14 protein-coding genes and 1 pseudogene are annotated in these 26,732 nt (G+C 75.5%); 10 read left to right on the top strand and 5 right to left on the bottom strand.

What is annotated here, in order from left to right; all coding sequences use genetic code 11:
- Positions 1-91: 91 nt before the first annotated feature.
- The 3 genes and pseudogenes from ACWGJO_RS00795 to fhuB all read right to left on the bottom strand — a co-directional run bounded on the left by ACWGJO_RS00795 (position 92) and on the right by fhuB (position 3,867).
- Entirely contained in the window at positions 92-478 is a 387-nt protein-coding gene (locus tag ACWGJO_RS00795) for a Scr1 family TA system antitoxin-like transcriptional regulator (protein ID WP_452181493.1), read from the bottom strand.
- 67 nt (positions 479-545) lie between these two features.
- Positions 546-1,679: pseudogene (fes, locus tag ACWGJO_RS00790) on the bottom strand (enterochelin esterase); the annotation flags it as partial.
- A 10-nt stretch (positions 1,680-1,689) separates the two neighbouring features.
- Positions 1,690-3,867 (bottom strand): Fe(3+)-hydroxamate ABC transporter permease FhuB, encoded by a 2,178-nt coding sequence (fhuB, locus tag ACWGJO_RS00785; RefSeq protein ID WP_452181492.1) that lies wholly within the window; start codon positions 3,865-3,867, stop codon positions 1,690-1,692.
- 107 nt (positions 3,868-3,974) lie between these two features.
- On the opposite strand from fhuB, the gene ACWGJO_RS00780 reads away from it, so the two are divergent.
- The 8 genes from ACWGJO_RS00780 (at position 3,975) to ACWGJO_RS00745 (ending at position 19,407) form a co-directional block, all read left to right on the top strand.
- Positions 3,975-4,997: an ABC transporter substrate-binding protein gene (locus tag ACWGJO_RS00780; protein ID WP_452181501.1), complete on the top strand. Its 1,023-nt coding sequence runs from the start codon at positions 3,975-3,977 to the stop codon at positions 4,995-4,997.
- A gap of 27 nt (positions 4,998-5,024) precedes the next feature.
- Complete coding sequence (locus tag ACWGJO_RS00775; protein WP_452181491.1) at positions 5,025-5,807, top strand: ABC transporter ATP-binding protein; 783 nt, start codon at positions 5,025-5,027, stop codon at positions 5,805-5,807.
- Positions 5,808-6,057: 250 nt separating this feature from the next.
- Complete coding sequence (locus ACWGJO_RS00770; RefSeq protein ID WP_452181490.1) at positions 6,058-6,915, top strand: DUF4132 domain-containing protein; 858 nt, start codon at positions 6,058-6,060, stop codon at positions 6,913-6,915.
- Complete coding sequence (locus ACWGJO_RS00765) at positions 6,912-11,975, top strand: hypothetical protein (protein ID WP_452181489.1); 5,064 nt, start codon at positions 6,912-6,914, stop codon at positions 11,973-11,975. The genes ACWGJO_RS00770 and ACWGJO_RS00765 overlap by 4 nt, the downstream gene beginning before the upstream one ends.
- Positions 11,972-13,138, top strand: a complete 1,167-nt coding sequence (locus ACWGJO_RS00760) for an ATP-binding protein (protein WP_387727340.1) — start codon at positions 11,972-11,974, stop codon at positions 13,136-13,138. Before ACWGJO_RS00765 ends, ACWGJO_RS00760 begins: the two co-directional genes overlap by 4 nt.
- A 4-nt stretch (positions 13,139-13,142) precedes the next feature.
- Positions 13,143-16,736, top strand: coding sequence for a vWA domain-containing protein (locus tag ACWGJO_RS00755; RefSeq protein WP_452181488.1), 3,594 nt, complete (start codon positions 13,143-13,145; stop codon positions 16,734-16,736).
- Complete coding sequence (locus ACWGJO_RS00750) at positions 16,733-18,745, top strand: hypothetical protein (protein ID WP_452181487.1); 2,013 nt, start codon at positions 16,733-16,735, stop codon at positions 18,743-18,745. The genes ACWGJO_RS00755 and ACWGJO_RS00750 overlap by 4 nt, the downstream gene beginning before the upstream one ends.
- A gap of 203 nt (positions 18,746-18,948) precedes the next feature.
- On the top strand, positions 18,949-19,407 hold the full coding sequence (locus ACWGJO_RS00745; RefSeq protein WP_452181486.1) for a MarR family winged helix-turn-helix transcriptional regulator: 459 nt from the start codon (positions 18,949-18,951) through the stop codon (positions 19,405-19,407).
- 175 nt (positions 19,408-19,582) lie between these two features.
- Here ACWGJO_RS00745 and ACWGJO_RS00740 read toward each other — a convergent pair whose 3' ends face one another.
- Together ACWGJO_RS00740 and ACWGJO_RS00735 are read right to left on the bottom strand one after the other, a co-directional pair.
- Entirely contained in the window at positions 19,583-21,403 is a 1,821-nt protein-coding gene (locus ACWGJO_RS00740; protein ID WP_452181485.1) for an ATP-binding protein, read from the bottom strand.
- Between the two features lie 410 nt (positions 21,404-21,813).
- Positions 21,814-23,091 carry an acyl-CoA dehydrogenase family protein gene (locus ACWGJO_RS00735; protein WP_452181484.1) on the bottom strand — a complete coding sequence of 426 codons (1,278 nt, stop codon included), beginning with the start codon at positions 23,089-23,091 and terminating at the stop codon, positions 21,814-21,816.
- Positions 23,092-23,502: 411 nt separating this feature from the next.
- Between ACWGJO_RS00735 and ACWGJO_RS00730 the strand changes: the two genes are divergently transcribed.
- Together ACWGJO_RS00730 and ACWGJO_RS00725 are read left to right on the top strand one after the other, a co-directional pair.
- A complete protein-coding gene (locus tag ACWGJO_RS00730) occupies positions 23,503-24,576 on the top strand; it encodes a GAF domain-containing protein (RefSeq protein ID WP_452181483.1) in 1,074 nt (357 codons plus the stop codon).
- A gap of 248 nt (positions 24,577-24,824) precedes the next feature.
- A complete protein-coding gene (locus tag ACWGJO_RS00725; RefSeq protein WP_452181500.1) occupies positions 24,825-26,468 on the top strand; it encodes a lipase maturation factor family protein in 1,644 nt (547 codons plus the stop codon).
- The last annotated feature ends 264 nt before the right edge of the window (positions 26,469-26,732 follow it).

Below are 26,732 nucleotides of genomic sequence, written 5' to 3'. Positions count from 1 at the left end.
CAGTTGCGCTCGCGTCACACACCACGGTCTACCGGATCAGGACCCGCCGCGAAGGTGAATCACACAGATTGATCACGACCGAATACGTGCCCTAGTGGGAGTCGAGGAGCGCTCTCACCGTTTCCTCGGTCTGCAACAGACCTGGAAAGAAATGGTTCTCGTACCAGTTGAGTGCCACCGCCTCGGCTTCGTACTTCATGTAGTCCTCGGCGGACGACGGATATTTCTCAGGTTTCAGGAACTGCGCCCCCGCCGCCAGGATCCCCTTCGCGTCGCACATGTCGTCCGCCACCTGCAGCAGGTGCATCGAGGGCTTGCGCCGCCCCGCCTCCATGGACCGCAGGCTCTCGATGCCGTACCCGGCTTCGGAGGCCAGGTCCTCGCGGCTGACGCCGGCACGCGTCCGCCACAGCTTGATCTGGTTGCCGCAGTACTTCCACGACATCGGCGGCGGCGCGGCGGACGAGGGCGCGTTCACGGGATACCTCCAGGCCGATCGGTGCGAAGTTCGACGCTAGACGCCCGATGGCCTGGAGGTATGCGAATCAGCCCGAAACCATCCCCCCGGGTGACCCGAGCAGGTGCGCGAGCCCGTCGGCCAGGCCGCCGCGCCAGCAGGCGTAGTCGTGGCCGCCGTTGAACTCGCGGTAGGCGAGGCCGTAGCCGCGGGCCGTGAGGACGTCGCGCAGGTGGCGGTTCTGGGCGAGCAGCATCCACTCCTGGAGCCCGACCTCGATCCAGAAGCGGGCCTGCCGTCGTTCCTCGGCGGCGAGGCGCCGGGTCAGCCATTCGCTGCCCGCGTCGAACTCGGTCTCGTCGGGCCACCAGAAGGAGCCGGATTGGGAGAGCGCGTTGCCGAAGCGTTCCGGGCGGCGGTAGGCGGCGTAGGCGGCGGTGAGGCCGCCCGCGCTCTGGCCGGCGATCACGGTGGCGGCCGGGTCGTCGCTCGCGCCGAACTCCTCTGCGGCCCAGGGCAGCAGGTGGTCGGCGAGGAGGTCGATGAAGGCCGGGTTGCAGCTCAGGTCGTCCGGGCGCTTCGGCCCCATGGTGTGCACCAGCAGGGTGACGGTGGGCGGGATGGCGCCGTCGGCCGTCAGGTTGTCGAGGGTGTCGCCGACGGAGAGCACCTCGCCCCACATCTCGCCGTCCAGCAGCACCGCGACCGGGTACGGGCCGCCGTCCGCCCGGTGTCCGGCGGGGAGGTGGACGTCGACCCGCCGGCCGGCCACGGTGTGGGCGAGCGTCCGTCCGCGTGGCACGCCTTCGCGCCGCGCCACGTACGGCTGCGCGGGGGCGGCGGGCAGGCTGAGCACCGAGGCGGGGTGGCGGCCGTCGCGGGCGGGCAGCCGGGGTTCGGTGTCGTACGGGTCGGGGCGGGCCTGGTCGAGGACGCGCAGCCAGTCGGGCCGGGTGGTGCCGGGGGCCTCGCCGCGGAACGGGTACAGCTGGTAGGAGGCGCGGTGGTCCTCGCGCAGCCGGTAGGTGATCGCCCATGTCCCATTCGTCTGACGCTCCATCAGATGCGGTGTCAGGTTACCGGAGTGGCGGTCCTTGTCGGTGACGGTGTGCAGCAGTGCGAGCACGCCGTCGCAGTCGCCGTCGTGATGGGTGAAGGTGACCAGGCGGTAGGCGGGGTCGTCGGGGCAGAGGGCGACGAGCGGGGTTTCCACAGCAGTGACTCCAAAAGGCTTAGGCGGGGCTGCCCTTGCGGCCGAGCAGCACCCAGAGCAGGAAGGGGCCGCCGAGGACGGTGGTGACGATGCCGACGGGGATCTCCACCCCGGCGAACAGCACTCGCCCCAGGGTGTCCGCGAGCACGACGAGCAGGGCGCCGGTCAGGGCCGAGCCGAGCACCGGGACCCGGGCGGGCCCGGCGAGTCGTCCGGCGATCACCGGCGCGGCCAGGGCCACGAAGCCGACCGGCCCGCAGACGCCGACCGCCAGCCCGGCCAGGGCGACGGCCAGCAGCAGGCAGGCGAGTCGGACCCGGCCCGGGTCTACGCCGAGTGCGGAGGCGACGTTGTCGTCGAAGCGCAGCACCGCCAGCCGCCGGGCCACCGCCAGCGCGATCGGTACCAGTGCCGCGAGTCCGATCAGGACGGGCGTGGCGACGGCGAGGTCGCGTCCGTTGAGGCTGCCGTTGGTCCAGATGTACAGCGAGCCGGCGGAGTTGAGCGAGCGCCGGGCCATCGCGACCTGGATGACGGCCGAGGCGAGCGCCGACATGGCGAGCCCGACCACCAGCACCCGGTAGCCGCGGGCGCCGAGTCCGCCGGAGGCCAGGGTGACGACCAGGACGGCGACCAGTGCGCCGAGCGGTCCGGCCCACCAGGCGCCGAAGGTGCCCGCGGTGCTGGCGGAGATGAGCACGGCGGCGGTCGCGCCGTCGTTGACGCCGAGGAGTTCGGGGGTGGCCAGGCGGTTGCGGGCGAGGGTCTGGGTGAGGCAGCCGGCCAGGCCGAGGGCGGCGCCGGCGGCGAGTCCGGCGACGATCCGGCCGAGCCGGAACTTCTGCACCAGCAGGACGTCCAGCCGGTCGCCGTAGCCGAACACGGCCTGGAAGGTGCGGGCGAGGTCGAGTTCGCTCTGTCCGGCGTGCGCCGAGACCACGACAGCGGCCAGTAGGGCGCCGGCCAGGCCGAGCGAGGCCAGCAGTGCCCGGCGCGGCAGCAGCAGCGACCATGTTCCGTGCCGCAGGGTCAAGTCCGGCTTGGGCGGCGCCGGTTCGCCGCGTTCCGCGGCCGGCGTGGACTCGGCGGGGTCGGCCATGGCCAGGGCGGCGGAGTGCCGGGAGCGGACGATCGCGATCAGGGCCGGGGCGCCGATCAGTGCGACGATCACCGAGACCGGCGCCTCGAAGGGTCGGGCCACCACCCGGGCGAGCACGTCCGCGCCGGTCAGCACGGTGGCGCCGAACAGCGCGGCGAGCAGGGTGAGTCGGCCGATCCGGGGGCCGGCGACGGTGCGGGCGAGGAAGCCGGAGAGCAGCCCGAGGAAGGCGATCGGCCCGGCCAGCGCGACCGCCGAGGCGGTCAGCAGGGTGACGGCGACGGCGACGGCGGCCCGGGTGGCGCCGGGTCGGTGGCCGAGGCCGCGGGCGAGGTCGTCGCCGAGGGCGAGCGCGGTCAGCGGACGGGTGGTGAGGGCGGCGAGCAGGAACCCGGCGCCGAGCACCGGGGCGAGCTGGCGCAGGGTCGTCCAGCCTTCCACCCCGGCCAGCGAGCCGAGCACCCATACCCGGTACCGCTCGTAGGCCTCGGGGGAGTTGACGATCAGAACGTCGGTGAGCCCGCGGAAGATCGCCGCGACGGCGGAGCCGGCGAGCACCAGCCGCATCGGCGATCCGCCGCCCCGGCTGCTGGCGACCAGCAGCACCACGGTGCTGGCGAGCACCGCGCCGCCGAAGGCGAAGGCGAGGTAGCCGAAGGAGGTCTGCACGCCGAGCACGGCGATGCCGAGCACGACGCCCAGCGAGGCGCCGGCGTTGACGCCGAGCAGGCCGGTCTCGGCCAGCGGGTTGCGGGTGACGGACTGCAGTTGCGCCCCGGCGACGCCGAGAGCGGCGCCGACCAGCAGGGCGGTGAGGGTGCGCGGCAGCCGCAGGTCGCCGACGACCAGGGCGAGCCGGCCGTCGGCGCGGGCGCCGTCGTGGTTCAGCAGGTAGTCCAGCACCCGCCCGGGGCCGACCTCGCCGGCGCCGACCGACAGCGAGAGCACGGCCAGGGCGAGCAGGAGGACCACCGCCGCCGTGACGGCCGGCCAGGTGGGGCGGGCACCCTCGGGCCGACGGCTCCGCCAGCCCGGTGGCGGCGAATCCGGCGCGGTGGCGGGGGGCGCCGCGCGGACGCCGGCTTGCGAGAATGTCATAAGGTAAGGCTAACCTAATGGCCGAGCTCGTCCCGTGGGGCACCCCCGTCCCGTCGAACTTCTCGCACGCCGCTCAACTTCCGTACCACCGTTGCCCGGAGGCACCCATGCCGTTCGCCCGTCGCCCGCTCAGCCCCGTCCGCCGCCGTGCGGCCCAGGCGCTGGCCGTCACCGGGGCGGCCGCGCTCCTGCTCACCGGCTGCGGCTCCTCCGGTTCCTCGGGCTCCTCGGGCTCCTCCACGGCCGCGTCCCCGGCGGCGGACGCGGTGGGCGGCGGGAGCGGCGGCAAGCGGACCGTCAAGGACGCCACCGGCAAGGCCGTCGAGGTCCCCGCCGAGCCCAAGCGGATCGTCACCCTCACCCAGGAGGACCTGGACGCGGTGCTCGCCCTGGGCGTCAAGCCGGTCGGCATCACCAACGGCCAGGGGCTGGCCGAGCCGCCCGCGTACCTCAAGGACAAGGTGCAGGGGATCCCGGTGGTCGGGAACCTGCTCCAGCCCGTGATGGACAAGGTGATCGCCGCCAAGCCCGACCTGATCCTGGCCGGCGACATGCAGGACGAGCAGGTGCTCAAGCAGCTGCGCGAGATCACCCCCGCCACGCTGGTCACCATGGCGCCCACCGACGACTGGAAGCTCGCCTTCCGCGGCATCGGCAACGCCGTCAACAAGCTCGACCAGGCCAACAAGGTGATCGGCGACTACGACGCCAAGGCCGCCAAGGCGGGCGCCGAGCTCACCAGGAACAAGGGCGCCGCCGTCTCCATCGTGCGCTGGAACCCCACCGGCCCGAGCTGGATGGAGAAGAAGCAGTTCGCCAGTGGCGTCGCCCTGGACATGGGCCTGACCCGCCCGGCCGCGCAGGACAAGGACGGCAACGCGCACAGCCCGGCGCTCAGCCTGGAGAAGCTCAACGAGATCGACGGCGACTGGCTGTTCCTGTCCACCCTGACCGACGACGGCAAGGCCGCGCTCAAGGACGTCCAGTCCAAGCCCGCCTACCAGGACCTGGGCGCGGTGAAGAACAGCCACGCCGTCACCGTGGACGGCTCGGTCTGGTCCACCCGGGGCGGCCCGCTCGCCGCCGACGTGGTCATCGGCGACTTCGCCAAGGCGCTCGGGGGCAACTGAGCGCACGTCGAACCAGGGGGAGCTGCCATGGAGTTGACCATCCAAGGGCTCAGTGCCGGCTACGGGCCGGGGCGCCCGGTGCTCAGCGGCGTCGACCTCACCGTTCCGGCCGGACAGGTGGTGGCGGTGGTCGGCCCGAACGGCTGCGGGAAGTCCACCCTGCTGCGGTCCGTCGCGCGGCTGCACCGCCCGGACGGCGGGCGGGTCCTGGTCGGCGGCGAGGACGTGTGGCGGCTGCGCCCGCGCCAGGCCGCCCACCGGGTCGCGCTGCTGCCGCAGAGCCCGCAGGCCCCGGAGGCGGTCACCGTCGCCGGGCTGGTCCGCTACGGTCGCCATCCGCACCAGGGGCTGTTCCGCCAGTGGTCGGCGCAGGACGAGCGGCTGACCGCCGAGGCCCTGCGCGCCACCGGTGTGGAGGGCCTCGCCGACCGTCGCCTCGACCGGCTCTCCGGCGGCCAGCGCCAGCGCTGCTGGCTCGCCATGGTGCTCGCCCAGGACACCCCGGTGGTCCTGCTCGACGAGCCGACCAGCGCGCTCGACCTCGGGCACGCGGTGGAGGTGCTGGAGCTGGTCCGCCGGGTCGCGGCGGGCGGGCGGACGGTGGTCATGGTGCTGCACGACCTCGCGGCGGCCGCCCGCTACGCGGACCTGCTGGTCGCGCTGCGGGACGGCGCGGTGGTGGCCTGCGGGCCGCCGCGCGAGGTGGTGGACGCGCCGCTGGTGCGGGCGCTGTACGACATCGACAGCCATGTGCTCGCGGCGCCGGGCGACGGTGCGCCGGTGATCGTGCCCCGGGCGCCGTCGGTCTGACGGGTACGGAGGAGCGGGCGGGGGGGAGGGAGGAGGAGCGGGCGGGGCGGAGGGACGGGCGGGGCGGCTGCTTTCGAGCGGCCGCCCCGCCCTTTTCGTCTCCTCGATCACTCGTTCGAGTGGTTTGAACTTTGCATGTCACGGCCCGAGTTCACCCCGCCCGTCGCGTTGTCAGTGGGCCTCGCTACGTTCCTCGCATCGCTGGTCAGCAGGCGATCGACAAGTGTTTCCCGGTGGGAGGAGTACGGCCGTGGCATGGGTGGAGACGGACGCGGGAGGGTACCGCGTCGCGCTCGACGGGGAGGGCAGGGTGGCGTGCCGCAACGCGGCGGGGCGCGACCTCAAGTCCCTGCCGTCGAAGCTCGGTGACGACCGCGTGGTCATCCAGCTCAAGCAGCTCGCCGAGTGGCTGGCCGCGCACGAGCGCGGCTGCCTGGAGGACGTCGAGCGCTGGATGGTCCGCTCGCTGCCGGTGCCGGCCGCCGTGCTCACCGCCGTGTGGCCGGACGAGGCCTGGCAGGGCGTCCTGAAGGACCTCGTGGTCACCACCACGGACGGCTCCGTGGCCGGTTTCCTGCGCGGCGCCGACGCCGAGCGCGGCCTCGGCCTGGTCGACCTGGACGGCGACACCGTGCGCCTCACCGACGGCGAGGTCCTGATACCCCACCCGGTCCTGCTCCAGGACCTCGACGAGCTGCGCGAGTTCGCCGTCGAGCTCGGCGTCTCCCAGCGCGTCCAGCAGCTCTACCGCGAGGTCTGGCACCGGCCCGCGGAGGCGCCGGCGGGCACCGAGGTCACCACCTACGCCGGTGGCCGCTACCGGGAGCTGCGCGAGCTGGTCGGGCGCTGCATCCGGCTCGGCTGCCGGGTCCGCGGCGGCTCCGCCGTCCAGCCGGTCACCGAGGGCGGGCGCACCGTCGAGGCCCGGGTCTGGGTCGGCGACTACTACGAGTACGACGCGTGCGAGACCGGCGCGCTCAGCTGGGCCGGCCCCGACGGCCGTGCCCTGCCGCTCACCGAGGTCGGACCGGTCGCCTGGTCCGAGGGCATGCGGATGGCCGCCGCCCTGTACGCCGGCCGCACGATCCAGGGAGAGGAAGCCGCATGACCGTCACCGCCGCCACCCACCGGGCCGCCTCGCCCGAGGAACTGCTCGACGCCGGAGCCGTGCTCCCGCCCGGCACCCTGCCCGGGGCCGGCCGCCCCGACAGCGCCGCCGACGTTCTCACCGCCCGCGGCTACACCCACCCCGCGCTCGACGGGCGCCGGATCGTCCGGCTCGTTCCCGGGGCGCTCGGCCCGGCCGAGGACCTCGCCCTCGACTTCCTCGGCCTGGCGCCGGAGGCCGCGCCCGCCGAGGTCGGCCAGGTCCGCCAGGAGGCGCTCGGCTTCCCCGCCTGGGCCCTGGTCCACGACCCGGCCAACGGCCACCACGCGCTCGCCCTGGTCAAGGAGCTGGAGCGGCTCGCCCGCCAGGCCGCCTCCAAGCCCGGCGCCGCCAAGGACGGCTTCGGCGAGCTGTCCGTCCGCCTCGGCCGGGCCGTCCCGCACTTCCTGCCCACCTTCTGCGAGGAGGTCGGCCGGATCTTCCTGCGCCACGAGAACCGGACCTACGCCGCCGCCTGGTTCGGCAAGGCCCGCGAGGCCGAGCGCACCCACGGCCTGGCGGTGGACGAGGAGCGGCTGCGCGCCGTCTTCCTGGAGTTCGCCCTGGCCGGCGCGCTCACCGTCAAGTCCCTGCGCCAGTACGTCAAGGAGCTCGCCCAGCGGCTCGACCCGCTGACCGCCTGGCAGCGCTTCCGCCAGCTGTGCACCGAGCGCTCCGCGGCCGGCATGGCCCCGTACGCCGGGGTCGCCGAGGACGCCCGCGCGCTGATCAAGGCCGCCGGGCTGGACCGCGCCGAGCACGAACGCGCGCTGCTCGCCGAGCTGCTGGACTCCCCGGCGGTCACGCGGGCGCCCGCCGCGTTCTGGAAGTCCTGGCACGGCGCGCTGGTCGAGCTCGGCCGCAGCGACGCGGCGGTCCGCGCCCGCTTGCTGGAACTGCTGCCCGACCCGTCCTCCTCCGAACCGGCCGCGCACGACACCGTCTGGCTGGCGCTGCTCGCCGAGACCGGCGCCGAGGACCTGCTCACCGGCCCCCGCCCCGAGGGCGCCGAACCGGCCGCCGCCTGGCTGCAGCGCTGGTGCAACCACCTCGGCCGCGGCTGGCGCAGCCGGCCCAGCTGCCCGGACACCCTCGCGCTGGCCCGCCGGATGGTCGAGCGGCTCAAGGCCGACGCCGTCCCGGTGGACCTCCACACCGGCATCCGCACCAGCCGGACCAGGATCGACCTGCTGGACCTGCTGCTCACCGCGGGCGTGCCGGTGGCCGGTCCGCCGGACGGCCTCGGCATCGAGCTGCACGACTGGGTCTCGGAGTGCGGCCCCGACAGTCCCGCCCTCGCCGCCGTCGGCGCCGACGAGCGCTACCGGCCGCTGCTGCGCCGAGCCGCCCCGGCCGCCTGGAAGACGGCCGCCGAGCGCGAGGTGCCCGCCCTGCCGCTGCTGAACGAGCTGTTCGCCGAGTGGGCCGAGGAGCGCTCCGAGGAGCTGTTCGCCGCCCGCGGCCTGGCCGCCGCCGCCGACCTGGTCCGCGCGTTCGGCCAGCACCGCACCGCCGTCCGGACGGTCGCGCCGGCCGTCGCCGACCGGGTCGCCGCCCTCGACGTTGCCGCGCTTCTCACCGACGCCCTCCGGGCCGGCATCCTGGACGAACTCGGCTGGCCCGCCCTGGAGGAGGCACTCGGCAAGATCGCCGACCCGCCCGCCGCCGACGCCCCGCAGCACCCCGTCCCCAGCCTGGGCGGCGCGGGCCTGAGCGGCCTGGTCGTCGAGGACGCCTGGCCGCACCTGATCCTCGCCCGCCTCGACCGGGCCGTCGTGGTCGGCCCGGAGGGCATCGTGCTGGAGCACACCCTCCGGCTGCCCGAGGAACTGCACCAGCGCAACCGGATCCGGCTGCGCCTGGTCGACGGCGAACTGCTGGTCGTCTGGTCCCACGAGGGCAAGCAGCTCGCCTACTGGTCGAGCCGCCCGGACGAGCGGTTCGAGCTGGAGGGCGAGACCATCGCCGGCTACTACTACGGCGACCGCGAGCCCGAGCCGCCCTCGCTCCAGTTGCCCGACGGCGGCCGCACCACCGGCGAGCGCCCGCTGCACGCCGGCGACACCCGGATGCCCGACGAGCACCCCGTCCTCGGCGACGGCACCGGCTACTGGACGGTGCGTTACGCCTCCGACGGCGAGGACGTCCTGCGCGAAATCGACCCGGCCACCGGCGCCCTGGGCCGCGCCGCCGAACCGCCGGTGATCGCCGCCACCGCCCAGGCCGGCCGGCTCGTCCGGAGGAGCACCTGGCTGCTGCCGCTGCAGCCCGGCCTGGAGCGGACCCCGCTCGGCACCGACGGCGCCGTGCTCGGCAGCTGGGCCAGGGTCGAGCCCCACAAGGCCGTCACCACCTTCACGGCCGACGGGCAGCGCATCGTGCTGCCGCTGACCGGATACCGGTCGGACACCGTCCCGGTCGGCCGGCTCGCCCTGCCGGGCGCGGCCGCCCCGGTGGTCAGCCACACCTCCGGCGAGCACTTCTCGCTCAACCTGCCCGACCTCACCGGCCGCGCCGACCGCACCGTCGACCTGCACCCCTGCCGCGCCGGTGAGCTCTCCGCCGCCGGCACCCCGCTCGTTCCGCCGTTCCCGCACTGGCACGCCCTGCGCCCGCGTGACGAGGCCGGCTCCACGGTGCTGCGCGGCGTCACCTCCGAGCAGGCCGCCCGGCTGATCGACGCCGCCTGGCCGACCGACAGCGAGCCGGTCCCCGAGGACGAGCAGCGCTGGCTCACCGTCCAGGGCGTGCGCCGTCCGCTCGCCCGGCGCACCCCGCGCACCCTGCCCGTCCCGGAGGTCGGCGCGATCCTGCCCGGCATCGCGGACCAGCGGCTGCTGGCCGGCGTCGCCGGCCTCGCCCGCCTCGCCGCCGACCTGCTGGACCGGATCGCCCGGTTCGTCCCGCAGCCGGAGGCCGAGCGCCCGAGCACGAAGCAGGACACCGAGTGGCAGCCCGAGCACGGGCGCGACCACGAACTGCGCGACGCCGTGCGCGCCGTGCTGCCCGAGATCGGCGGCTTCGGCAACAACTGGGGCTCCGCCGCGCACTGGTGGGTGCTCAACAACCTGCGTGCCGTCACCGGGGTGCTGGCCGCCCCGCCCGCCGCCGACGGCGAGGGCTGGAGCAGCCCCGCCACCGTCACCCTGCGCAACGGAGACGTCAGCCACGGCTGGCTGCACCTGCTCGGCCGGGTCCACGCGCTGGCCCACGCGGTGGCCTCGCCGTTCACCGAGCCCGCCCACCGCTCCTCGCTGGTCCTGCTGCTCGGCGAGCTGACCAAGGGCCCGCTGGCCGGCCGTGGCACCACCCTGCGCGAGATCGTCCTCGCCGAGCAGGTCCCGGTGGCCGTGAACGCCAACGGTGGCCGGCCGGTCGCCCAGCGCCAGGGCGAGGTGCTGCGGCACGGCGGGCGCACCGTCGTCATCATCGGCCACCAGCGGCAGTACGCCGACGGCATCGTGCACTGGCTCGCCGTCGACCACGACCCGAGCGGGGAGTTCGGGCCCGTCGCGCACTTCACCACGGTCGAGGAGCGCGACACCGGGGAACTGGTCGACGCCGCCTGGGTCGCCAAGTTCTGGCGGGTCGCCGCCCTGCGCGGCGCCGTCCCGTACGACCGGGCCAGGGCCGAGGCCTTCAGCGGGCTCACCGGCATCGGCACCGCCCGCTCCGCCCTGCTGCTCAGCCCGCCGTCCGGCCTGCTGTACTGGACCGACATCGCCGTGCCCGCCGAACTCGGGCTCAAGGCCGCCGATGTCAAGGCCGCCCGGAACTGGCTGCGGGGACGCGACCACACCGGCCTCGCCGCCGTCTGGGGCGCCCTGCTGCCCGCGGACCCGAAGACCCTGTGGACCGACGGCCCCGACCTCGCCGCCGGGGCCGAGGAGTGGATCCGGCGCTTCGGACGCCTCGTCACCCTCCCCGAGGAGGCGCTGGCCACCGTCCAGGGGGTGTCCATCGACACCGTCGAGGCGGTGCTCAACCCCGCCCACACCCCGTGGCTGACCGGCCGCACCGGCTTCCGGTTCATCGACGTGGGCGGAGCCGGACCGCGGCTGGCACCCGAGGACGAGTCCGCCGTCCCCGAGCGGAGCGCGCTGAGCTCCACCATCGCCGCACTGCGCTGGCTCGCTTACCACCTGCCCGCCGACAGTCCGCTGCGTCCGCTGCTGCCCACGGCCGCCGAGGCGCTGCGCGACCGCCTGGCCGACCCTGAGCTGCTGCTCGACTTCGACCTGGTGCGCACCGCCAAGGGCACCTCGCTGTCCGCCGTCCTGCGCACCCACTTCGGCCTGCCCGCCGAGGGCGGCGGCGACCGGGACGGCCTGGTTCACTGCGGACCGGCACTCGTCCTGACGCCGTACCACGAGGAGACGGAGCGGGTCTGGCTGCGTCCGGCCGCCCTCACCGGACCGGACGACCCACTGCTCGAACTGCTCGAAGGGCTCTCCAACAGCTACTGGTACCAGGCCGAGCGGCTGGCCATCGAGTCCGTGCTGCGCGGCGAGCCGGAGCGGCTGGCCGCCTCCGCCGCCGCGGTGCCGGCCCCCGACGAGGGCCCCGCCTGGCTGCAGAACCCGCAGCTGTCCGTCCCCGGGCTGGTCGCCGAGGTGTCCCGCACCCACGGCCTGGGCGAGGATGCGGCCGTGCTCTACCTCCAACTGCTCGCCCTGCCCGACCCGACCGACCGCAACGCCGCCCGCTGGACGGGCTGGAAGCCCGCCCGGCTGAAGAAGGCCCGCGCCGAACTCGCCGCCACCGGCCTGGTGCTGGAGGCCAAGCGGGCCCGGGCCGGCCGCGGCCTCTTCCTGCCCGGCGGCTGGCAGGAGGCCAAGGCGCCGGCACTGCCGGCCGAGACCTGGAAGGCCGCCCTGTACGAACTGCACACCCACCGGCCCGCGCTGGTCCCCCTGCCCGTCCCCGAGCTGTTCGCCCGGGCCTGGCAGCGGACCGTCGACGGCGACGCCCCCGGTTACGAAGAGCTCCAGACCAGCAAGCGCAGGAAGGCCCGCCGATGACCGCCACCGAGACCACCCCCGGCGCGACCGCCACCGTCGCCGCCGCGGACCGGCAGACCGTCCCGCCCGAGGAGAAGTACGCCGCCGAACTGGAGTTCCTGGCCGCCCACGACAGCGGCCCGCGCCCGCCCGGCTGGCGGCTGACCCCGCGCGCCGTGGTCACCTTCGTGATGGGCAGCGGCGGCGAGAAGCTCAAGGCCGGGCGCAAGGGCCTGGTCATCGAGCCGAAGTTCGTCGGCGAGCGCGCCCTGGTCGAGCGCTGCGTCGTCACCCTCGCCGGGGAGCGCGGCCTGCTGCTCGTCGGCGAGCCCGGAACCGCCAAGTCCATGCTCTCCGAACTGCTCGCCGCCGCCGTCTGCGGCACCAGCGCGCTCACCGTCCAGGGCACCGCCGGCACCACCGAGGACCAGCTCAAGTACGGCTGGAACTACGCCCTGCTGCTCGCCAAGGGGCCCAGCCGCGAGGCCCTCGTCCCCTCGCCGGTGCTCACCGCGATGACCGCCGGCGCGGTCGCCCGGGTCGAGGAGGTCACCCGCTGCCTGCCCGAGGTGCAGGACGCCCTGGTCTCGCTGCTCTCGGAACGGCGCATCGCCGTCCCCGAGCTGGCCGGCACCCCGGACGGGCAGCTGCACGCCGCGGCCGGCTTCACCCTGATCGCCACCGCCAACCTGCGGGACAAGGGGGTCAGCGAGATGTCCGCGGCGCTCAAGCGGCGCTTCAACTTCGAGACGGTCGGCCCGATCGGCAGCCTCGCCGCCGAGGTCGACCTGGTCCGCCGCCAGTCCACCGCCGCCGTCGCCCGGGCCGGCGCCGCCTACGCCGTGGACGACGCCGTCCTGGAGGCCCTGGTCACCGCGTTCCGCGACCTGCGCACCGGCCGCTCCACCGAGGGCTGGGACGTCGAACGCCCGTCCACCGTGATGAGCACCGCCGAGGCGGTCTCCGTCGCCACCTCGCTCGGCGTCAGCGCCGCCTACCTGCCCGACGGCGGGGACCTGCTCGGCCGGCTGCCCGGCCAGCTCCTCGGCGTGGTCCGCAAGGACGAGCCGGCCGACGCGGCCCGGCTGCTCGGCTACTGGGACGGCCCGGTCCGCCGCCGCGCCGAACAGGGCGCCGCCACCTGGCGCACCCTGTGGGACCTCCGCTCGGCACTGGAGGCCTGATCCGATGAGCAGCGCGGAGATTCCCCGCCCGGACGACGCGGACCGGATGGTCCGGGCCGAGGCCGACCGGCTGGCCGCCTCCGGCACCGGCCGCCCCGGGCCCCACCTGATCGGTGTGCGCCACCACGCGCCGTCCCTCAGCGCGGTCGTCCCCGCGCTGCTCGACGCCGCCCGGCCGGACGCCGTCCTGGTCGAGCTTCCCGCCGAGTTCCAGCCCTGGCTCGGCCGGCTCGCCGACGAGGCCACCCTGGCCCCGGTCGCCCTCGCGGCGGCTCCGACCGGGCCCGAGGAGGCGGCCGGGCCCGCCTTCTACCCGTTCGCCGACTTCTCCCCGGAACTCGCCGCCCTGCGCTGGGCCCGGCGCAACGGGGTGGAGGCCATCGCCTGCGACCTCCCGCTCGCCCACCGCGCCGCCGCGCGGGCCGGCGAGCGGGCCGGGGAGTCGAGGCGCACCGACGGGGGCCCGGAAGCGCCCGGCGTCGCCGACGCGCTGCGCCACCGCCTCACCGGCCGGGACGCCGACGACGACCTGTGGGACCGTCTGGTCGAGACGGCCGCCCCCGGCTCCTCCCCGGAGGCCGTCCGGCGCGCCGCCCTGCTGGTCGGCTGGGCGCTGCGCCGGGACGCCGAGAGCGGCCCCGGCGTAGACCCGTACGACCTGCGCCGCGAGGCCTGGATGCGGGCCCGCATCCAGGACGCCTCGGCCGGCGGGCGCCGGGTCGCCGCCGTGATCGGCGCCTTCCACGCCCCCGCCCTGCTGGACGGCCCCCTCGCCGCCGAGGAGCCGCCGCACCCGGACGACCCCGGGCACGTCCTGTCCCTGATCCCGTACACCTACCCGCTGCTCGACGCCCGCTCCGGCTACCCGGCGGGCATCCGCGATCCGGAGTGGCAGCACACCGTCCTGGACGCCGGCGGCGACCCGGAACGCCTCGCCGAGGCGCTCACCACCACTGCCGTCCGGATCTGCGCCGCCCTGCGCAGCCAGGACCACCCCAGCGGCCCGGCCGACGCCCGCGAGATCGTCCGCCTGGCCGGCGACCTCGCCCGGTTGCGCGGCCACGCCGCCCCCGGCCGCGGCGAACTCGTCGAAGCGGTGCAGACCGTCCTCGCCCAGGGCGAACCCCTGGGCCGCGGCCGGGCCGTCGCCCGCGCCCTCGAACAGGTGCTGGTCGGCACCCGCACCGGCCGTCCCACCCCCGCCGCCCCGCGCAGCGGACTCGCCCCCGCCGTCGAGACGCTCCTCGCCGGCCTCGGCCTGCCCGGCCCCGCCGACCCCGGCCCGCGGGACCTGCGCCTCGACCCGCTGCGCAGTGACCTCGACCGCCGCCGCGAGATCCTCCTGCACCGGCTCACCGTCTGCGAGGTTCCCTACGCCGAGTCCGTCGCCACCACCGGCGCCGGCGGCACCGAAACCCTCGGCACCCGCTGGCGCCTGCACTGGACGCCCGCCAGCGCCGCCATGCTCACCGTCGCCGGCACCCGCGGCGTCACCCCCGCCCAGGCCGCCGAGGGCGCCCTGCGCGCCGGCCTCACCGACCAGCCGACGCCGCGCGAGATCATCGACGGCCTCACCGCCGCCGCCTCCTGCGCCCTCCCCGCCCTCGCCGAGACCCGCCTCGCCCAACTCACCACCGTCCTCCCCGCCTCCGCCACCCTGCCCGACCTCCTCGACGCCCTGGCGCTCGTCGACCGGCTGACCGCGGGCCACTTCCCCGGCTACGCCCCGGTCGCAGGGGAGGCGTCCGCCTCCGCCGTTCCGGCGGGTCGGCCCGTGCTCGCCGCGGCCGGGGAGGTGCTCACCATTGCCGCCGTGCGGCAGCTGGAGGGCGTGGGCGGGTCGGACGATCCGCAGGACGCGCGGGCGCTGGTGGAGCTGGTGCGGCGGGCGGACCGGCTCGGCGGAGTGCGGCTGGCGTACACGCTGGCCGAACTCGCCGAGCGGGGGAGCCCGTTGGTACGGGGCGCGGCCGGTGCGGTCCGGGTGCTGCTCGGGCAGGAGCCGGCCGAGGCGCTGGGCGGCCGGGCCGCCTCCTGGGTGGACGGTGCGACCGGTCCGAAGACGCGACAGGCGCTCGGGCGGGCGCTGGTCGGCCTGCTGACGGCGGCGGAGGGGCTGTTCGACTCCGCGCCGCAGGCACTGGAGCCGGTGCTGGAGCGGGTCACCTCGCTGCCCGACGACGCGTTCCTGGACCGGCTGCCCGCCCTCCGCGGCGGGTTCGACACGCTCAGTCCGGCCGCCCGCGACCGGCTGCTGACCCTGGTCGAGGAGAGCCTGGGCTCCCGGCTCGCCGCGCTGCCCGAGGAGGCCGGCCCGGTCGTGCTCGCCGGCTGGGTGCGGGCGGATCTCGCGGCACGGGCGGCCCTCGCCCGCCGCGGCCTCCTGCCCCCGGCGGCGGCCGACACCCCGGCGGCGGAGCGGCCTCCCACCCGGCTCCCCGCCACGACCACCACGATTTCCACGACCACCACAACCACCGCGCCCCGCACCCTCGCCCCCGCCGAGCGCTGGCGGCTGCTCCTCGGCCGCCCCGGCGACGCCGGCCTGACCGGTCGCGGTGCCCGACTCACCACGGCCCTGGACGAGTTGTACGGCACCGGCCACGGCGAGGGCTCCGGCCCGGGCCTGGACAGCCGGGGCGGCAGGGGAGGCCGCGAGGCCCCGTACCCCGGCGTGCGGGAGTGGGCCGAGGAGCTGGACTCGCTGTTCGGCCCCGGCGTGCGCGAGGAGGTGCTGGCCGCCGCTGTCGCCCAGGGCCGTACCGACGTCCTGGAGACGATCGACCCCGCCGCCGTCCGCCCGTCCGTCGAGCTGCTGCGCACCGTGCTGGACCACGCGGGCGGTCTGCCCGAGGCCCGGGTGGCCCGGCTGCGCCCGCTGGTGCGGCGGCTGGTGGACGAGCTGAACCGGGAGCTGGCCACCAGGCTGCGCCCGGCGCTGACCGGGATCGCCGTGCCGCGCCCGTCCCGCCGCCCGGGCGGCGGGCTGGACCTGGACCGGACCATCCGGGCCAACCTCGCGACCGCCCGGCCCGGGCCGGACGGCGGCACCCTGATCGTGCCCGAGCGCCCGGTCTTCCGGACCAGGGCGCGGCAGGCCAACGACTGGAGGCTGATCCTGGTCGTGGATGTCTCCGGGTCGATGGAGGCCTCCACGGTGTGGGCCGCACTGACGGCCTCGATCCTGGCCGGGGTCCCCTCGCTGAGCACCCACTTCGTGGCCTTCTCCACCGAGGTCCTGGACCTCACGGCACGGGTGGACGACCCGCTGAGCCTGCTGCTGGAGGTGAGGGTCGGCGGCGGCACCAGCATCGCGAGCGGGCTGCGCTACGCGCGGGAGCTGGTGACGGTGCCGTCCCGCACGCTGATCGCGGTGATCAGCGACTTCGAGGAGGGCGGGCCGATCGGCGGGCTGCTGGCCCAGACCCGGGCGCTGGTGGACTCCGGCGTGCACCTGCTCGGCTGTGCGGCGCTGGACGACACCGGGACGGCCCGCTACTCGAAGGCGGTCGCGGGCCAACTGGTCGCGGCCGGAATGCCCGTGGCGGCGTTGAGCCCGCTGGAACTGGCCCGCTGGGTGGGGGAGAAGGTGCGATGAGTGTGACGGCGCGGACGAGCGACTGGCCGAGTGTGCGGCCCGAGGTGGTCGCCGAGGTGGTGGCCGGGCTGAGCGCCCGGCTGCAGAAGCGGCTGGACGGTGCGGCGGCGAAGCTGGCGGAGCGGCCGGTGGCCCGGGAGGGCGACGAGTGGCGGGTGGAGGTGGACGAGGAGACGCTGCTGGTGCTGCGGGCCCCGGGCGGGGTGGTCGTGGTGGAGGCCGCCGTCCGCTGCGGCTGCCTGCTGGCCCCGGCCTGCGTGCACCGGGCCGCCGCCGTCACCCTCTGCCCGCTCGCCGAGGCCGAGCCCGAGCCCCAGGTCGAGCCCGAGCCTGAGGCCGAGGCCGGGCCCGAGGCCAGGTCCGGACCCGCGCCCGACGGCGGCACCGGGTCGGCGGCCGCGGAAGGCCGGGAAGGAGCCCCGGAGACCCCCGGGGCGCCGACCGGTCAACCGGCCTCCGCCCCGCTCACCACCGCCGAACTCGCCGCCGTCCGCCACCTCCACGCGGCCGCGGCCGCCGTCCTGGCCGCCGGGGTGAGCGGGGCGGGCGCCGTTTCCCAGGCCGAGCTGCTGCGCGCCGCCCACCGGGCACGCCTCGCGGGCCTGCACCGCCCGGCCTCGGCGGCGGTCACCGTCGCGACGAGGGTCCGGGCGGCGCGTTCCGGCGCGCCGGACCACCGCCTGGTGGATCTGGTGGCGGGCCTGCGCGAACTGCTCGGCCTCACCACCGCCCTGGCCGCCAGCGCCGCCCCGGCCGCCGGCGTCGCCCCGAATGCCGAGTTGCGCGGCACCGCGCGCCAGGCCTACCGGGAAGAGGGGGGTCTGCGGCTCTACGGCCTGTTCGCCGAGCCGGTGCTGACGGCGACGCACGCGGGCGCGGTCAGCTGGGCGGTGGATGCCAACGGGCGCCTGAGCACGATCGCCGAGGTGATGCCGCACGACGACGTGTCGGCCGCCGCCCCGCAGGCGGTCGGGGCGGGCAACCGGACGGTCCGGCTGGGTGATGCCGCGCTCAGCCACCGCGAGTTGAGCCGGGCCGGGCTGGCCGTCCAGGGCGCGACCAGGTCCACCGGCGGCCGACTGGGCGCCGGCGCCTCGGTACGGGCGGTGCGTGCGGCGGGCGCGGCGTGGACGGCGGAGCCGGCCGCCCGGCTCTGGTCCGAACCGGCTCCCGCACAGGTGGCCCGGGCGCTCGCGGCACAGGAACGGCCGTACGAGAGCCGCCCGGCCGGGAGTGACCTGCTGTTCCTGGACGTCACCCTGCTGGGCACCACCTCCACCGGCCCGGCCGGGACGCCGCAGCTGCTGGCGCGCTGCACGGCGGGCGGCCCGGCCGAGGGGGCCGCGGGCAGCCCGGCGGAGGACAGCCCGGCGGAGGGCGGTCCGGGAGGCCCGGGCGGTCCGGTGATCGTCCTGTGCCCGGCGCACGAGCACCCGGACCTGCCGTTCCGGGCGAACCTCGCGCTGCTCGCCACCGCGCCCGGCCTGCGGCTGCGGGTGATCGGCCGATTGGAGCGCGCGGACCGTCCGGAGCTGCGCCTGCTCGCGATCGGCACGCCCCCGGGCACGCCGGACCGACTCGCCCTGCCCGCGGCCCGGGCGGGCCGGGTCAACCTCGGCCTCGAACGCCTCCAGACCGCCGACCTCGCGGGGCCCGGCCCGGTCGGTGGGCCGGCGGACGGGCCGACGGCCCCGGCGCCGTACGGCCCGCCCGTCCACGTGCTCGGGCGCCGGGTCGAGCAGACGGTCACCACCGGCCGGCACGGCCTCGCCCCGAGCGAGGCCTCAGCGGCGGCCGACCGCGCGCTGCTGCGCGCCGCCGGGCTGGCCACGGCCGCCGAACTCCTCGACGCTCTGCGGGCCACCGCTGCCAACCGGCAGCGCGACGTCTTCGGCCGGATCGTCACGGACGACCACGAGGACTTCGCCGCCGCCTGGCTGGCGGCGGCCTCCTACACCGAGGAGCTGGCCACGGCGCTGTGCGCGGCGGCCTGGTCCGGGGAGGGGTGAGGGGACTTCCACGGCAGGCCGGCCGGGGAGGGGACGCCGGGGTATAAGTCGAACTATTTGCACAGACCGGTATTCCGCGCCAACTGGCATACTTGTCGTAGGAAGACACAGGACGAGACCTCGTACGAGAGTCGGTACGAGACCTTGCACGGGGCCTCGTCCGGCACACGGCACGAGCAGCGCGACGGAAGGGTGGGCGAGCCATGGGAATCCGCGACGATGCGGCCGAGGTCCGGGCCAGCGGCTGGCGGACGCTCGCCGCGCTGCACGGGATGATCGACACCGCACTGGAGAAGGCGCTCCAGGCCGAGTTCAAGCTCTCGGTGGTCGAGTACACGGTGCTGGACGCGCTCTCCCGCCAGGACGGCTGGCACATGCGGATGCAGCAGCTGGCCCGCGCGGCGGCGCTGAGCAGCAGCGCGACGACCCGGCTGGTGAGCCGCCTGGAGGACCGGGGCCTGCTCAGCCGCTTCCTCTGCGCGGACGACCGGCGCGGCATCTACACCGAGCTGACGGTCGAGGGCCGTGACCTGCTGACGGCCGCCCGGCCGGTGCACGACGCCGCCCTGGAGGCGACGCTGGCCGAGGCCACCGAGGTCCCCGAGCTGGCCCCGCTGGTCGGGTCGCTTACCGAGCTCCACCCGGTCCACAGCAAGGCCTGAGGCCGAATCGGCCCGCTCGCTCGGGCCGGCGGGCCACCCGGGCCGGGGCCTTGCCGCCGTCCGGCGGCTCCGGGTCTCGTGCGGGAGCGGGGTGAGCCGGAGCGGGGTGCGCCGGAGGGCGCGGGACCGCTCGGCGTCCGGTGGTGATCGTGCGGGGGCCCGATGCGCCGCGTCGTCACTGTTCGCCCCGGGGCACGTCCGGCCCGGCGTCGAGGGCCCGCCGCGGCAGGGTCCGGGGCGCGCGCGGTCCGCGGTCCGGGTCATCGCCCGTGCCGTCCTTCGGGTCGGTCCCTGGGCCGGTACCCGGGCCGTCGGCGCGGCTGACGGCGGGCAGTCCGGCCGTGTGTCCCCCCGTGGGGCTGCCCGACAGGTCGTACATGCGAGGCAGTACGGGCCGGGGCACGACCACGGCGCCGGGCAGCCCGGGGATCTCGGCGCCGACGGCCAAGCCCCCGTTGGCGGGCGGCGGATCGGCGCGGACGGCACCGGCGACACCCGCGACCCCGGGGACACCAGCAACACCGGTGACATCGCCGAGCCCTGCGGCGCCCGCGCGGGGGCCGTCCGTGGCGTAGGGGACAGGGGGAGCCCCGGGGAGGCCGAAGGGCCCCGGAGCCTGCTGGACCCCGCCCAGCGGCCCGCCGAGCCCCTCTGTCGCCGCGTCCGACGGTCCCGGCCCGAGGCCGTCGGGCCCGGGACCTGAACCGGAGCCGGACCGGCCGTCGGAGCCGGAGCCGGAACCGGAACCGGAATCGGAACCCGAGCCGCCCTCGGCCCCCGCCTGCCCCGCCTGCCCCGGAGGCCCCTCGGACACCGGAGCCCGGGTGATCCGGGCCCCCGACGGCAGCCCGGGCACCGCGGCCGGGTGTCCGGCCTGCTCCAGCAGCGCCGAGGGCACCAGCACCACCGCCCGGGTGCCGCCGTACGGGGACGGCCGCAGCGATACCCGGACCTCGTGCCGGGAGGCGAGGCGCGCGACGACGAACAGGCCGAGCCGCAGGTCGTCGCCGAGCGCGGAGACGTCCAGCTCGGGCGGGGCGGCCAGGTACGCGTTGAACCGCTGGTACTCCTGCTCGGTCATGCCGAGCCCGCGGTCCTCGACCTCGACCGCCAGGCCCTCGGTGACCTCCTGCGCCGAGACCTGCACCTGGGTGTACGGCGGGGAGAAGGTGGTGCCGTTCTCGATCAGCTCGGCGACCAGGTGGATGACGTCGGCGACGGCCTGCCCGTCGAGCGAGACGCGCGGCACGCCCTGGACGACGACCCGGGAGTAGCTCTCGGTCTCCGAGACGGCGCTGCGCAGCACGTTGACCATGGGCACGGCATTGCGCCAGCGCCGGGCGGGCAGGGCGCCGCCGAGGATGACCAGGTTCTCGGCGTTGCGCCGCATCCGAGTGGCCAGGTGGTCGACCGCGAACAGTTCGCGCAGCAGTTCCGGGTCCTCGTGCTCGCGTTCGAGCGCGTCCAGCATGCTGATCTGCCGGTGGATCAGGATCTGGGTGCGCCGGGCGATGTTGAGGAAGACCTTCTTCGTCCCTTCGCGCCCCTGGGCCTGGTGGACGATGGCGGCGATCGCGGCCTGGCGGACGGCGGCGAGGCCCTCCGAGGCCTGCTGGACGTCGTCGCCGGCCCGCCGGGACGGCGCCCAGACGGCCGGGGCGGGCACCTGTTCCCCGGCACGCAGCCGTCCGACCACCTCGGGTATCTCCTGCTGGGCGAGCGCGAAGGTGTCGGTCCGCAGTCCGGACAGCCGCGCGGACAGCGCCCAGGCGGTCCGGATGCCACGGACCAGGCTGATCAGCAGCACCAGGGCGACGGCCGCGCTGCCGGCCAGCACTGCCGTGCGCTGTCCGGAGTCGCGGAGCAGGTGGACGGCGTAGCCCCAGGCGGCGGCGAGGCCCAGGCTGGGGACCAGCACGAGGGAGAGGAGCGGGCCGCGGAGCGAGCCGGACCGGCCGGCGCGGTGGCCCGTGCGGGGGGCCGGTATGCCTGGCATCTGATTCCTTGCTGCAGGGCCGAGTCGCGGGACCGGGACGCCGGTCCGGACCGGTGGGTCCGAGCGGCGGGGTCGATCCCGTACGGCGCGGCCGGGCTTCAGGGAGTCGGGGCCGGGGGTGCCGGAGCCGGTGACGTGCTGTCACTGCTCCGGCGCGGTGCAGCACGGCCGTCGACGGCACGGAACGCTATCAGCCCCGGGCGGCGTCGACGCAATATCAACTGGCCCGGCCCGAGGGGCTGATGGCGTCGGACTGGCGTCGGAACGGGGTTCGGGCCGGAGCGTCCGCCGGTGCATCGCCGCAGCTCGCGGCCCCCGCCCCGATGGTGCCGACGGTTCCCGGAGGGCGAGGGCAACCCCCCGAGGAATTCGCCAGGAACAGGTCAAGTGTCGTCGTGGCGGGCGGGGCCTCAGCCCGCCAGTGGCATCGGCAGCACCCGTCCGCCCCTCCCCGGCGGCTTCTCCACCGAGGCCTCCCGCTGGGCGGCGAGCTCGCTCCAGGCCCAGCTGGTCAGGTCGGACAGCTCCGCCGACCACTGCTTGCCGTACGTGCCCGAGGCGAACTGCCCGAGCCGCAGCCGCTGGACGTCCGAGGTGCCGGCCGGCGGGTAGACGTGGGTGGCGTCCCGCAGGTAGCGCTCGATGCCGAACTCGGGCTGGAGGCCGCGGGCGGCGTGGATCTCCATGGCGTTGCGCGCGGAGTCCAGCGCGTACTCGGTGTTGATGAGCTTGGCGTTCATCAGCTCGGCGTCGCAGGCGCGGCCGTGGTCGAGCAGGTGGGAGGCGTGGTAGGCGGCGAGCCTGGCGGTCATCAGCCGGGACTGCATCTCGCCCAGCTTGAGCATGATGTTCGGGAGCTGGCTGAGCGGCTGGCCGTACAGGACGCGCCCCCCGGCGAACCGGACGGTGTCCTCGACGATCGCGGTGTGGATGCCGAGCGCGACGGCGGCGAGGTTGATCCGGCCGTAGAGGGTGGAGGAGGAGTAGGCGACGTCCAGCCCCTGCCCCTCCCGGCCGAGCCGGTTGCCGGCCGGGACGCGGCAGTCCTCCAGGAGGATCTCGCCGAAGCTGAAGCCGTGCAGCCCGCTCTGCGACCCGGGGGAGCCGGTGCGGAACCCGGGCCGGTCGCTCTCGACCAGGAAGGCGGACAGGCCCCGGCTGCCCCGGCCGGTGCGCAGGACCACGCCGTGCACGTCCCCGATGTGGGAGTTGCCGACGAACCACTTGCGGCCGTTGAGCACGTACTCGTCGCCGTCGCGCACCGCCGTGCCGGTCATCCCGAGCACGTGCCCGCCGGATTCCGGTTCGGTGACGGCGATGGTCGGCAGGCACTCCCCGGAGGCGAACTTCGGCAGCCACTTGCGGCGTTGGGCCTGGGAGCCGTAGTGGAGGACCTTGGCCACGCCCAGCTGGGAGGCCTGCGCGATCGAGCCGGCGGCCCCGCTGACCCGGGCCAGCTCCTCGATGATCACGGTCTTGGCGACGTGCCCCAGGCCGAGGCCGCCGAACTCCCGCGGGATCGTCACGCCGATCCAGCCCTGGCGGGCGATCTGTCGGGCCAGCTCGAACTCGATCTTCCGCTCGGCCTCCATCCCGGCCACCCGCGGACGCACCTCCTTCTCCGCGAAGTCACGGACCTCGGCGCGAAGCTCCTCGTGACGGTCGTCGGTGAAGTAGTCCATCGCCATGCTCCGGTCCTCTCGGTGGGTGCGGTGCCGTGCCTCCGTTCGTGCCGTCGATGCCGCTCCGGCAACCCCGCGGGGGGCGGTGGGTGTGCGGGAGTTCCGGCCGGTCGCCCCGGTGCGATCGGCGCATGCGTCACCGGGCGGTGTCCCGGTGGCGGGCATCGTCCGTGTCTTCGGCAGGGCTCATTGTTGTATGGGGTGCCGGGGCAGCCCAGAGTCGATCTTGGATTGGCGCGATTCGGCCCGTCCCCGCCCGGAGGGGTTTCGCCCCGGCCCCGGCCGGGAATCGATCTTCGCTTCCGTGACGGTCCGTCGACCGGTCGTTCACGTGCAGTTTTGACTGGCCATCGGCAAGGCTGAGGAACGGTCGATCGGGACGGTCCGGCTGTTCTGATGTCTGGTTACATGTGCGCCATGACTGATGTGATGAGCACTCAAGGCCAGTTCCCGGGTGCCTCCGGCGAGTCCGCGCGAACCCGCAGGCTGCGCGGCCTCGGGCTCAACGACCCGTCCGCGGACGAGGCCTTCGACCGCTTCGCCCACCTCGCAGCCAGTATCACGCGCGCTCCCATCGCGATGGTCAACTTCATCAATGACGAACGCCAGATGTTCCGCGGGCTCTACATCCCGCCAAGTTCGACCGATGCCAGGGCCGAGGACGGATCGTCCTGGGCGGACCGCGGCATCGCGTTCGACCTCCCCACCCGCGAGATGCCGCTGAGCCACGGCTTCTGCCCGCACGTCGTCGCCCAGCGCTCCCCCCTCGCCCTCGACGACATCCTCGCCTACCCCCGGTTCGCCGGGAACCCGGTGGTGGACGAACTCGGCGTCCGCGCCTACCTCGGCGCTCCGCTCGTCGACGACACCAACACCGTCATCGGCACCGTCTGCGTCCTCGACCGGGAACCCCGGCAGTGGGGGCGCGAGCGGCTGCGCGACATCCAGCACCTCGCCGAGGCGCTGCTCTCCGAGATCCGGCTGCGCGACAGCCTGCTCGCCCAGCGCCAGGAGATGTTCGCCGCCTTCGACGGCTCGCCGTTCCCCATCATGCTCACCGAGGGCCCGGTCCAGGAGATCCGGTACGCCAACGCCCAGCACACCGACACCTTCGGCGCGCCGACGGCCTACGGGACGATCGGCGCCGCCTACCCGCAGCTCGGTGCCGCCGGCCTCGAACAGACCGTCGTGGAGGCGTACCACACCGGTCGCACCGCCGTCCTCGACGGCGTCCGGATCGATTCCGCCCGTCCCGACGCGCAGCGCGGACGGCAGGTGTTCAGCTTCACCTGCACCCCGCTGCGGGCCGCGCTCACCGGACGGATCAACGGCGTCCTCACCGTCGGCATGGACATCACCGCCCAGTCCCGCACCGAGGAGGAGCTCGGCACGCTGGCCGCCCTGCTCGTCGACCGGCTCCAGCAGAGCGGCGCCTCCGTGCCCGGCCGCTCCGCCGTCGCCGGCGGGGCCGGACCCGGCCTGCCGGCCTGAACCCCGGCCGGGTGCGGACCGTCCACCACCGTGGCGGGGCGCCTCTCACCCCCGTGGAGAGGACCCCGCCACGCTGCCGTCCGGCGCCGGGAGTCCGCCGGAAGTCCGTCGGGTGCCGTTCCCGTGCTTGTCCGTGTCCGCCGGGCACTGCCGGAGGCCCGCCGCCCGGGCCGAGCGGGTGAACCCTCCCCGCTCCGCCGCCCCGACCGGGCCCGTGCCCGGGGCACCGGATGGTAGGCATGGGCCGCATGGACTGGTTCGCCGCCCCCGACTACTGGCTGAGCCGGCTGCTCGTCCAACGCCTGCTCGCCGCGCTCTACCTGATCGGATTCCTTGCCGCCGCCGGGCAGTTCCGCGCGCTCATCGGCGCCGACGGGATGCTGCCGGTGCCCCGTTTCACCGCCCGGGTCCCGTTCCGCCGGTCGCCCGGCCTGTTCCACCTCCACTACAGCGACCGGTTCTTCGCCGCCGTCGCCTGGAGCGGTGCCGGGCTCGCCGCAGCCGTTGCGGCCGGGCTCGGCGACGCCGTCCCGCTCTGGGCGTCGATCCTGCTGTGGGCGGTGCTCTGGATCCTCTACCTCTCCATCGTCAACGTCGGGCAGACCTGGTACTCCTTCGGCTGGGAGTCCCTGCTGCTCGAAGCAGGCTTCCTCGCCGCCTTCCTGGGCGACGCCGACACCGCCCCGCCCACCCCGGTGCTGTGGCTGATGCGCTGGCTGGCCTTCCGGGTCGAGTTCGGCGCCGGACTGATCAAGCTGCGCGGCGACAGCTGCTGGCGCGACCTGACCTGTCTCCAGTACCACCACGAGACCCAGCCGATGCCCGGACCGCTCAGCTGGTTCTTCCACCACCTGCCCGCCCCGCTGCACCGGGTCGAGGCCGCCGTCAACCACATCGTCCAACTCGTCGTACCGGTCGGCCTGCTGCTGCCGCAGCCGGTCGCGAGCGGCGCGGCCTGCGCCGTCATCGCCACCCAGCTCTGGCTGGTCGCGTCCGGCAACTTCGCCTGGCTCAACTGGCTGACCATCGCCCTCGCCCTCGCCGCCGTCGAACCGGCCCGCCTCGGCCTGCCCGTCCAGCCCCGCGCCTACCCCGGCACCCCGGTCTGGTACGAGGTGCTGGTGATCGCGCTGACCGCCGCCGTCGTGGTGCTCAGCTACTGGCCGGTGCGCAACATGATCTCCCGCGGCCAGGCCATGAACCGCTCCTTCAACCGCCTGCACCTCGTCAACACCTACGGCGCCTTCGGCAGTGTCAACCGGTTCCGCCAGGAGGTGGTGGTCGAGGGCACCGACGAGACGGTGCTCACCCCGCACACCGTCTGGCGCGAGTACGGCTTCAAGGGCAAGCCCGGCGACGTGCGCCGCCGCCCGCGCCAGTTCGCGCCCTACCACCTGCGGCTCGACTGGCTGATGTGGTTCGCCGGCATCTCCTCCGCCTACGCCCGCCCCTGGTTCCTCCCCTTCGTCGCCCGCCTGCTGTCCGGCGACCGGGCCACCCTGCGCCTGCTGCGCCACAACCCCTTCCCGGACGCCCCGCCGACCCACGTCCGGGCGACCCTCTACCTCTACCGGTTCACCGATTGGCGCGAATTGCGGGAAACCGGCGCGTGGTGGCACCGCACCGCGCTCGGCGAATACCTCGCGCCGGTCGATCTGCAGGCCCTCGGCCGGGCCGGCTACCGGCCGCCGCTCGGCCGGCCGGGCCCGGCGCGGGGACGTGGCGTCCGGGAGATGCCGATGGAGCGGTTCCGCCGCGGCGACCGTCGGGCCGAGGGCCGTCCCGACAGCCGTCCCGACAGCCGTCCCGGCGGCCGTCCCGGCGGCCGCACCGGCGGCCGCACCGGCCGCCGGCCGGAGCCGCCTGTCGGAGGGCCGCGCGAGGAGCCGTGAGCAGCGGAGACACCCGTCCGGACCAACGCCCGACCACCCGGGCGGACCGCCCGAGTGGCGGCCAGGCGGGCGGTATGGCATACGACACCCGCCCGTCGGGGCGGTGGGTGCGTGCAAGCCTCGAACGGGCACCCGTATTCTGGGCCTCCACAACCGGCAGCCCGCCCGCGCGCCCCCCAGCCCCGCCTCAGGGGCGAACCCGCGCAACCGGTCCGCCGCCCCCTCGCCGCCAGCCCCGCCGTCGTCGCCCAGAACCGGACCTCA

It is taken from the genome of Kitasatospora sp. NPDC054795 (genome assembly GCF_053611565.1).
Note: the sequence above shows the minus strand (reverse complement) of the source record. Positions and strands in the feature narration are given on the sequence as shown.

What these genes read in the sequence shown, in the direction of transcription:
- ACWGJO_RS00755 (WP_452181488.1), top strand. Translation starts at nt 13,143, where the DNA reads ATGAGCAGCGCGGAGATTCCCCGCCCGGACGACGCGGACCGGATGGTC.
- ACWGJO_RS00750 (WP_452181487.1), top strand. Translation starts at nt 16,733, where the DNA reads ATGAGTGTGACGGCGCGGACGAGCGACTGGCCGAGTGTGCGGCCCGAG.
- ACWGJO_RS00765 (WP_452181489.1), top strand. Translation starts at nt 6,912, where the DNA reads ATGACCGTCACCGCCGCCACCCACCGGGCCGCCTCGCCCGAGGAACTG.
- ACWGJO_RS00775 (WP_452181491.1), top strand. Translation starts at nt 5,025, where the DNA reads ATGGAGTTGACCATCCAAGGGCTCAGTGCCGGCTACGGGCCGGGGCGC.
- ACWGJO_RS00735 (WP_452181484.1), bottom strand. Translation starts at nt 23,091, where the DNA reads ATGGCGATGGACTACTTCACCGACGACCGTCACGAGGAGCTTCGCGCC.
- ACWGJO_RS00725 (WP_452181500.1), top strand. Translation starts at nt 24,825, where the DNA reads ATGGACTGGTTCGCCGCCCCCGACTACTGGCTGAGCCGGCTGCTCGTC.
- ACWGJO_RS00730 (WP_452181483.1), top strand. Translation starts at nt 23,503, where the DNA reads ATGACTGATGTGATGAGCACTCAAGGCCAGTTCCCGGGTGCCTCCGGC.
- ACWGJO_RS00780 (WP_452181501.1), top strand. Translation starts at nt 3,975, where the DNA reads ATGCCGTTCGCCCGTCGCCCGCTCAGCCCCGTCCGCCGCCGTGCGGCC.
- ACWGJO_RS00760 (WP_387727340.1), top strand. Translation starts at nt 11,972, where the DNA reads ATGACCGCCACCGAGACCACCCCCGGCGCGACCGCCACCGTCGCCGCC.
- ACWGJO_RS00745 (WP_452181486.1), top strand. Translation starts at nt 18,949, where the DNA reads ATGGGAATCCGCGACGATGCGGCCGAGGTCCGGGCCAGCGGCTGGCGG.
- ACWGJO_RS00740 (WP_452181485.1), bottom strand. Translation starts at nt 21,403, where the DNA reads ATGCCAGGCATACCGGCCCCCCGCACGGGCCACCGCGCCGGCCGGTCC.
- fhuB (WP_452181492.1), bottom strand. Translation starts at nt 3,867, where the DNA reads ATGACATTCTCGCAAGCCGGCGTCCGCGCGGCGCCCCCCGCCACCGCG.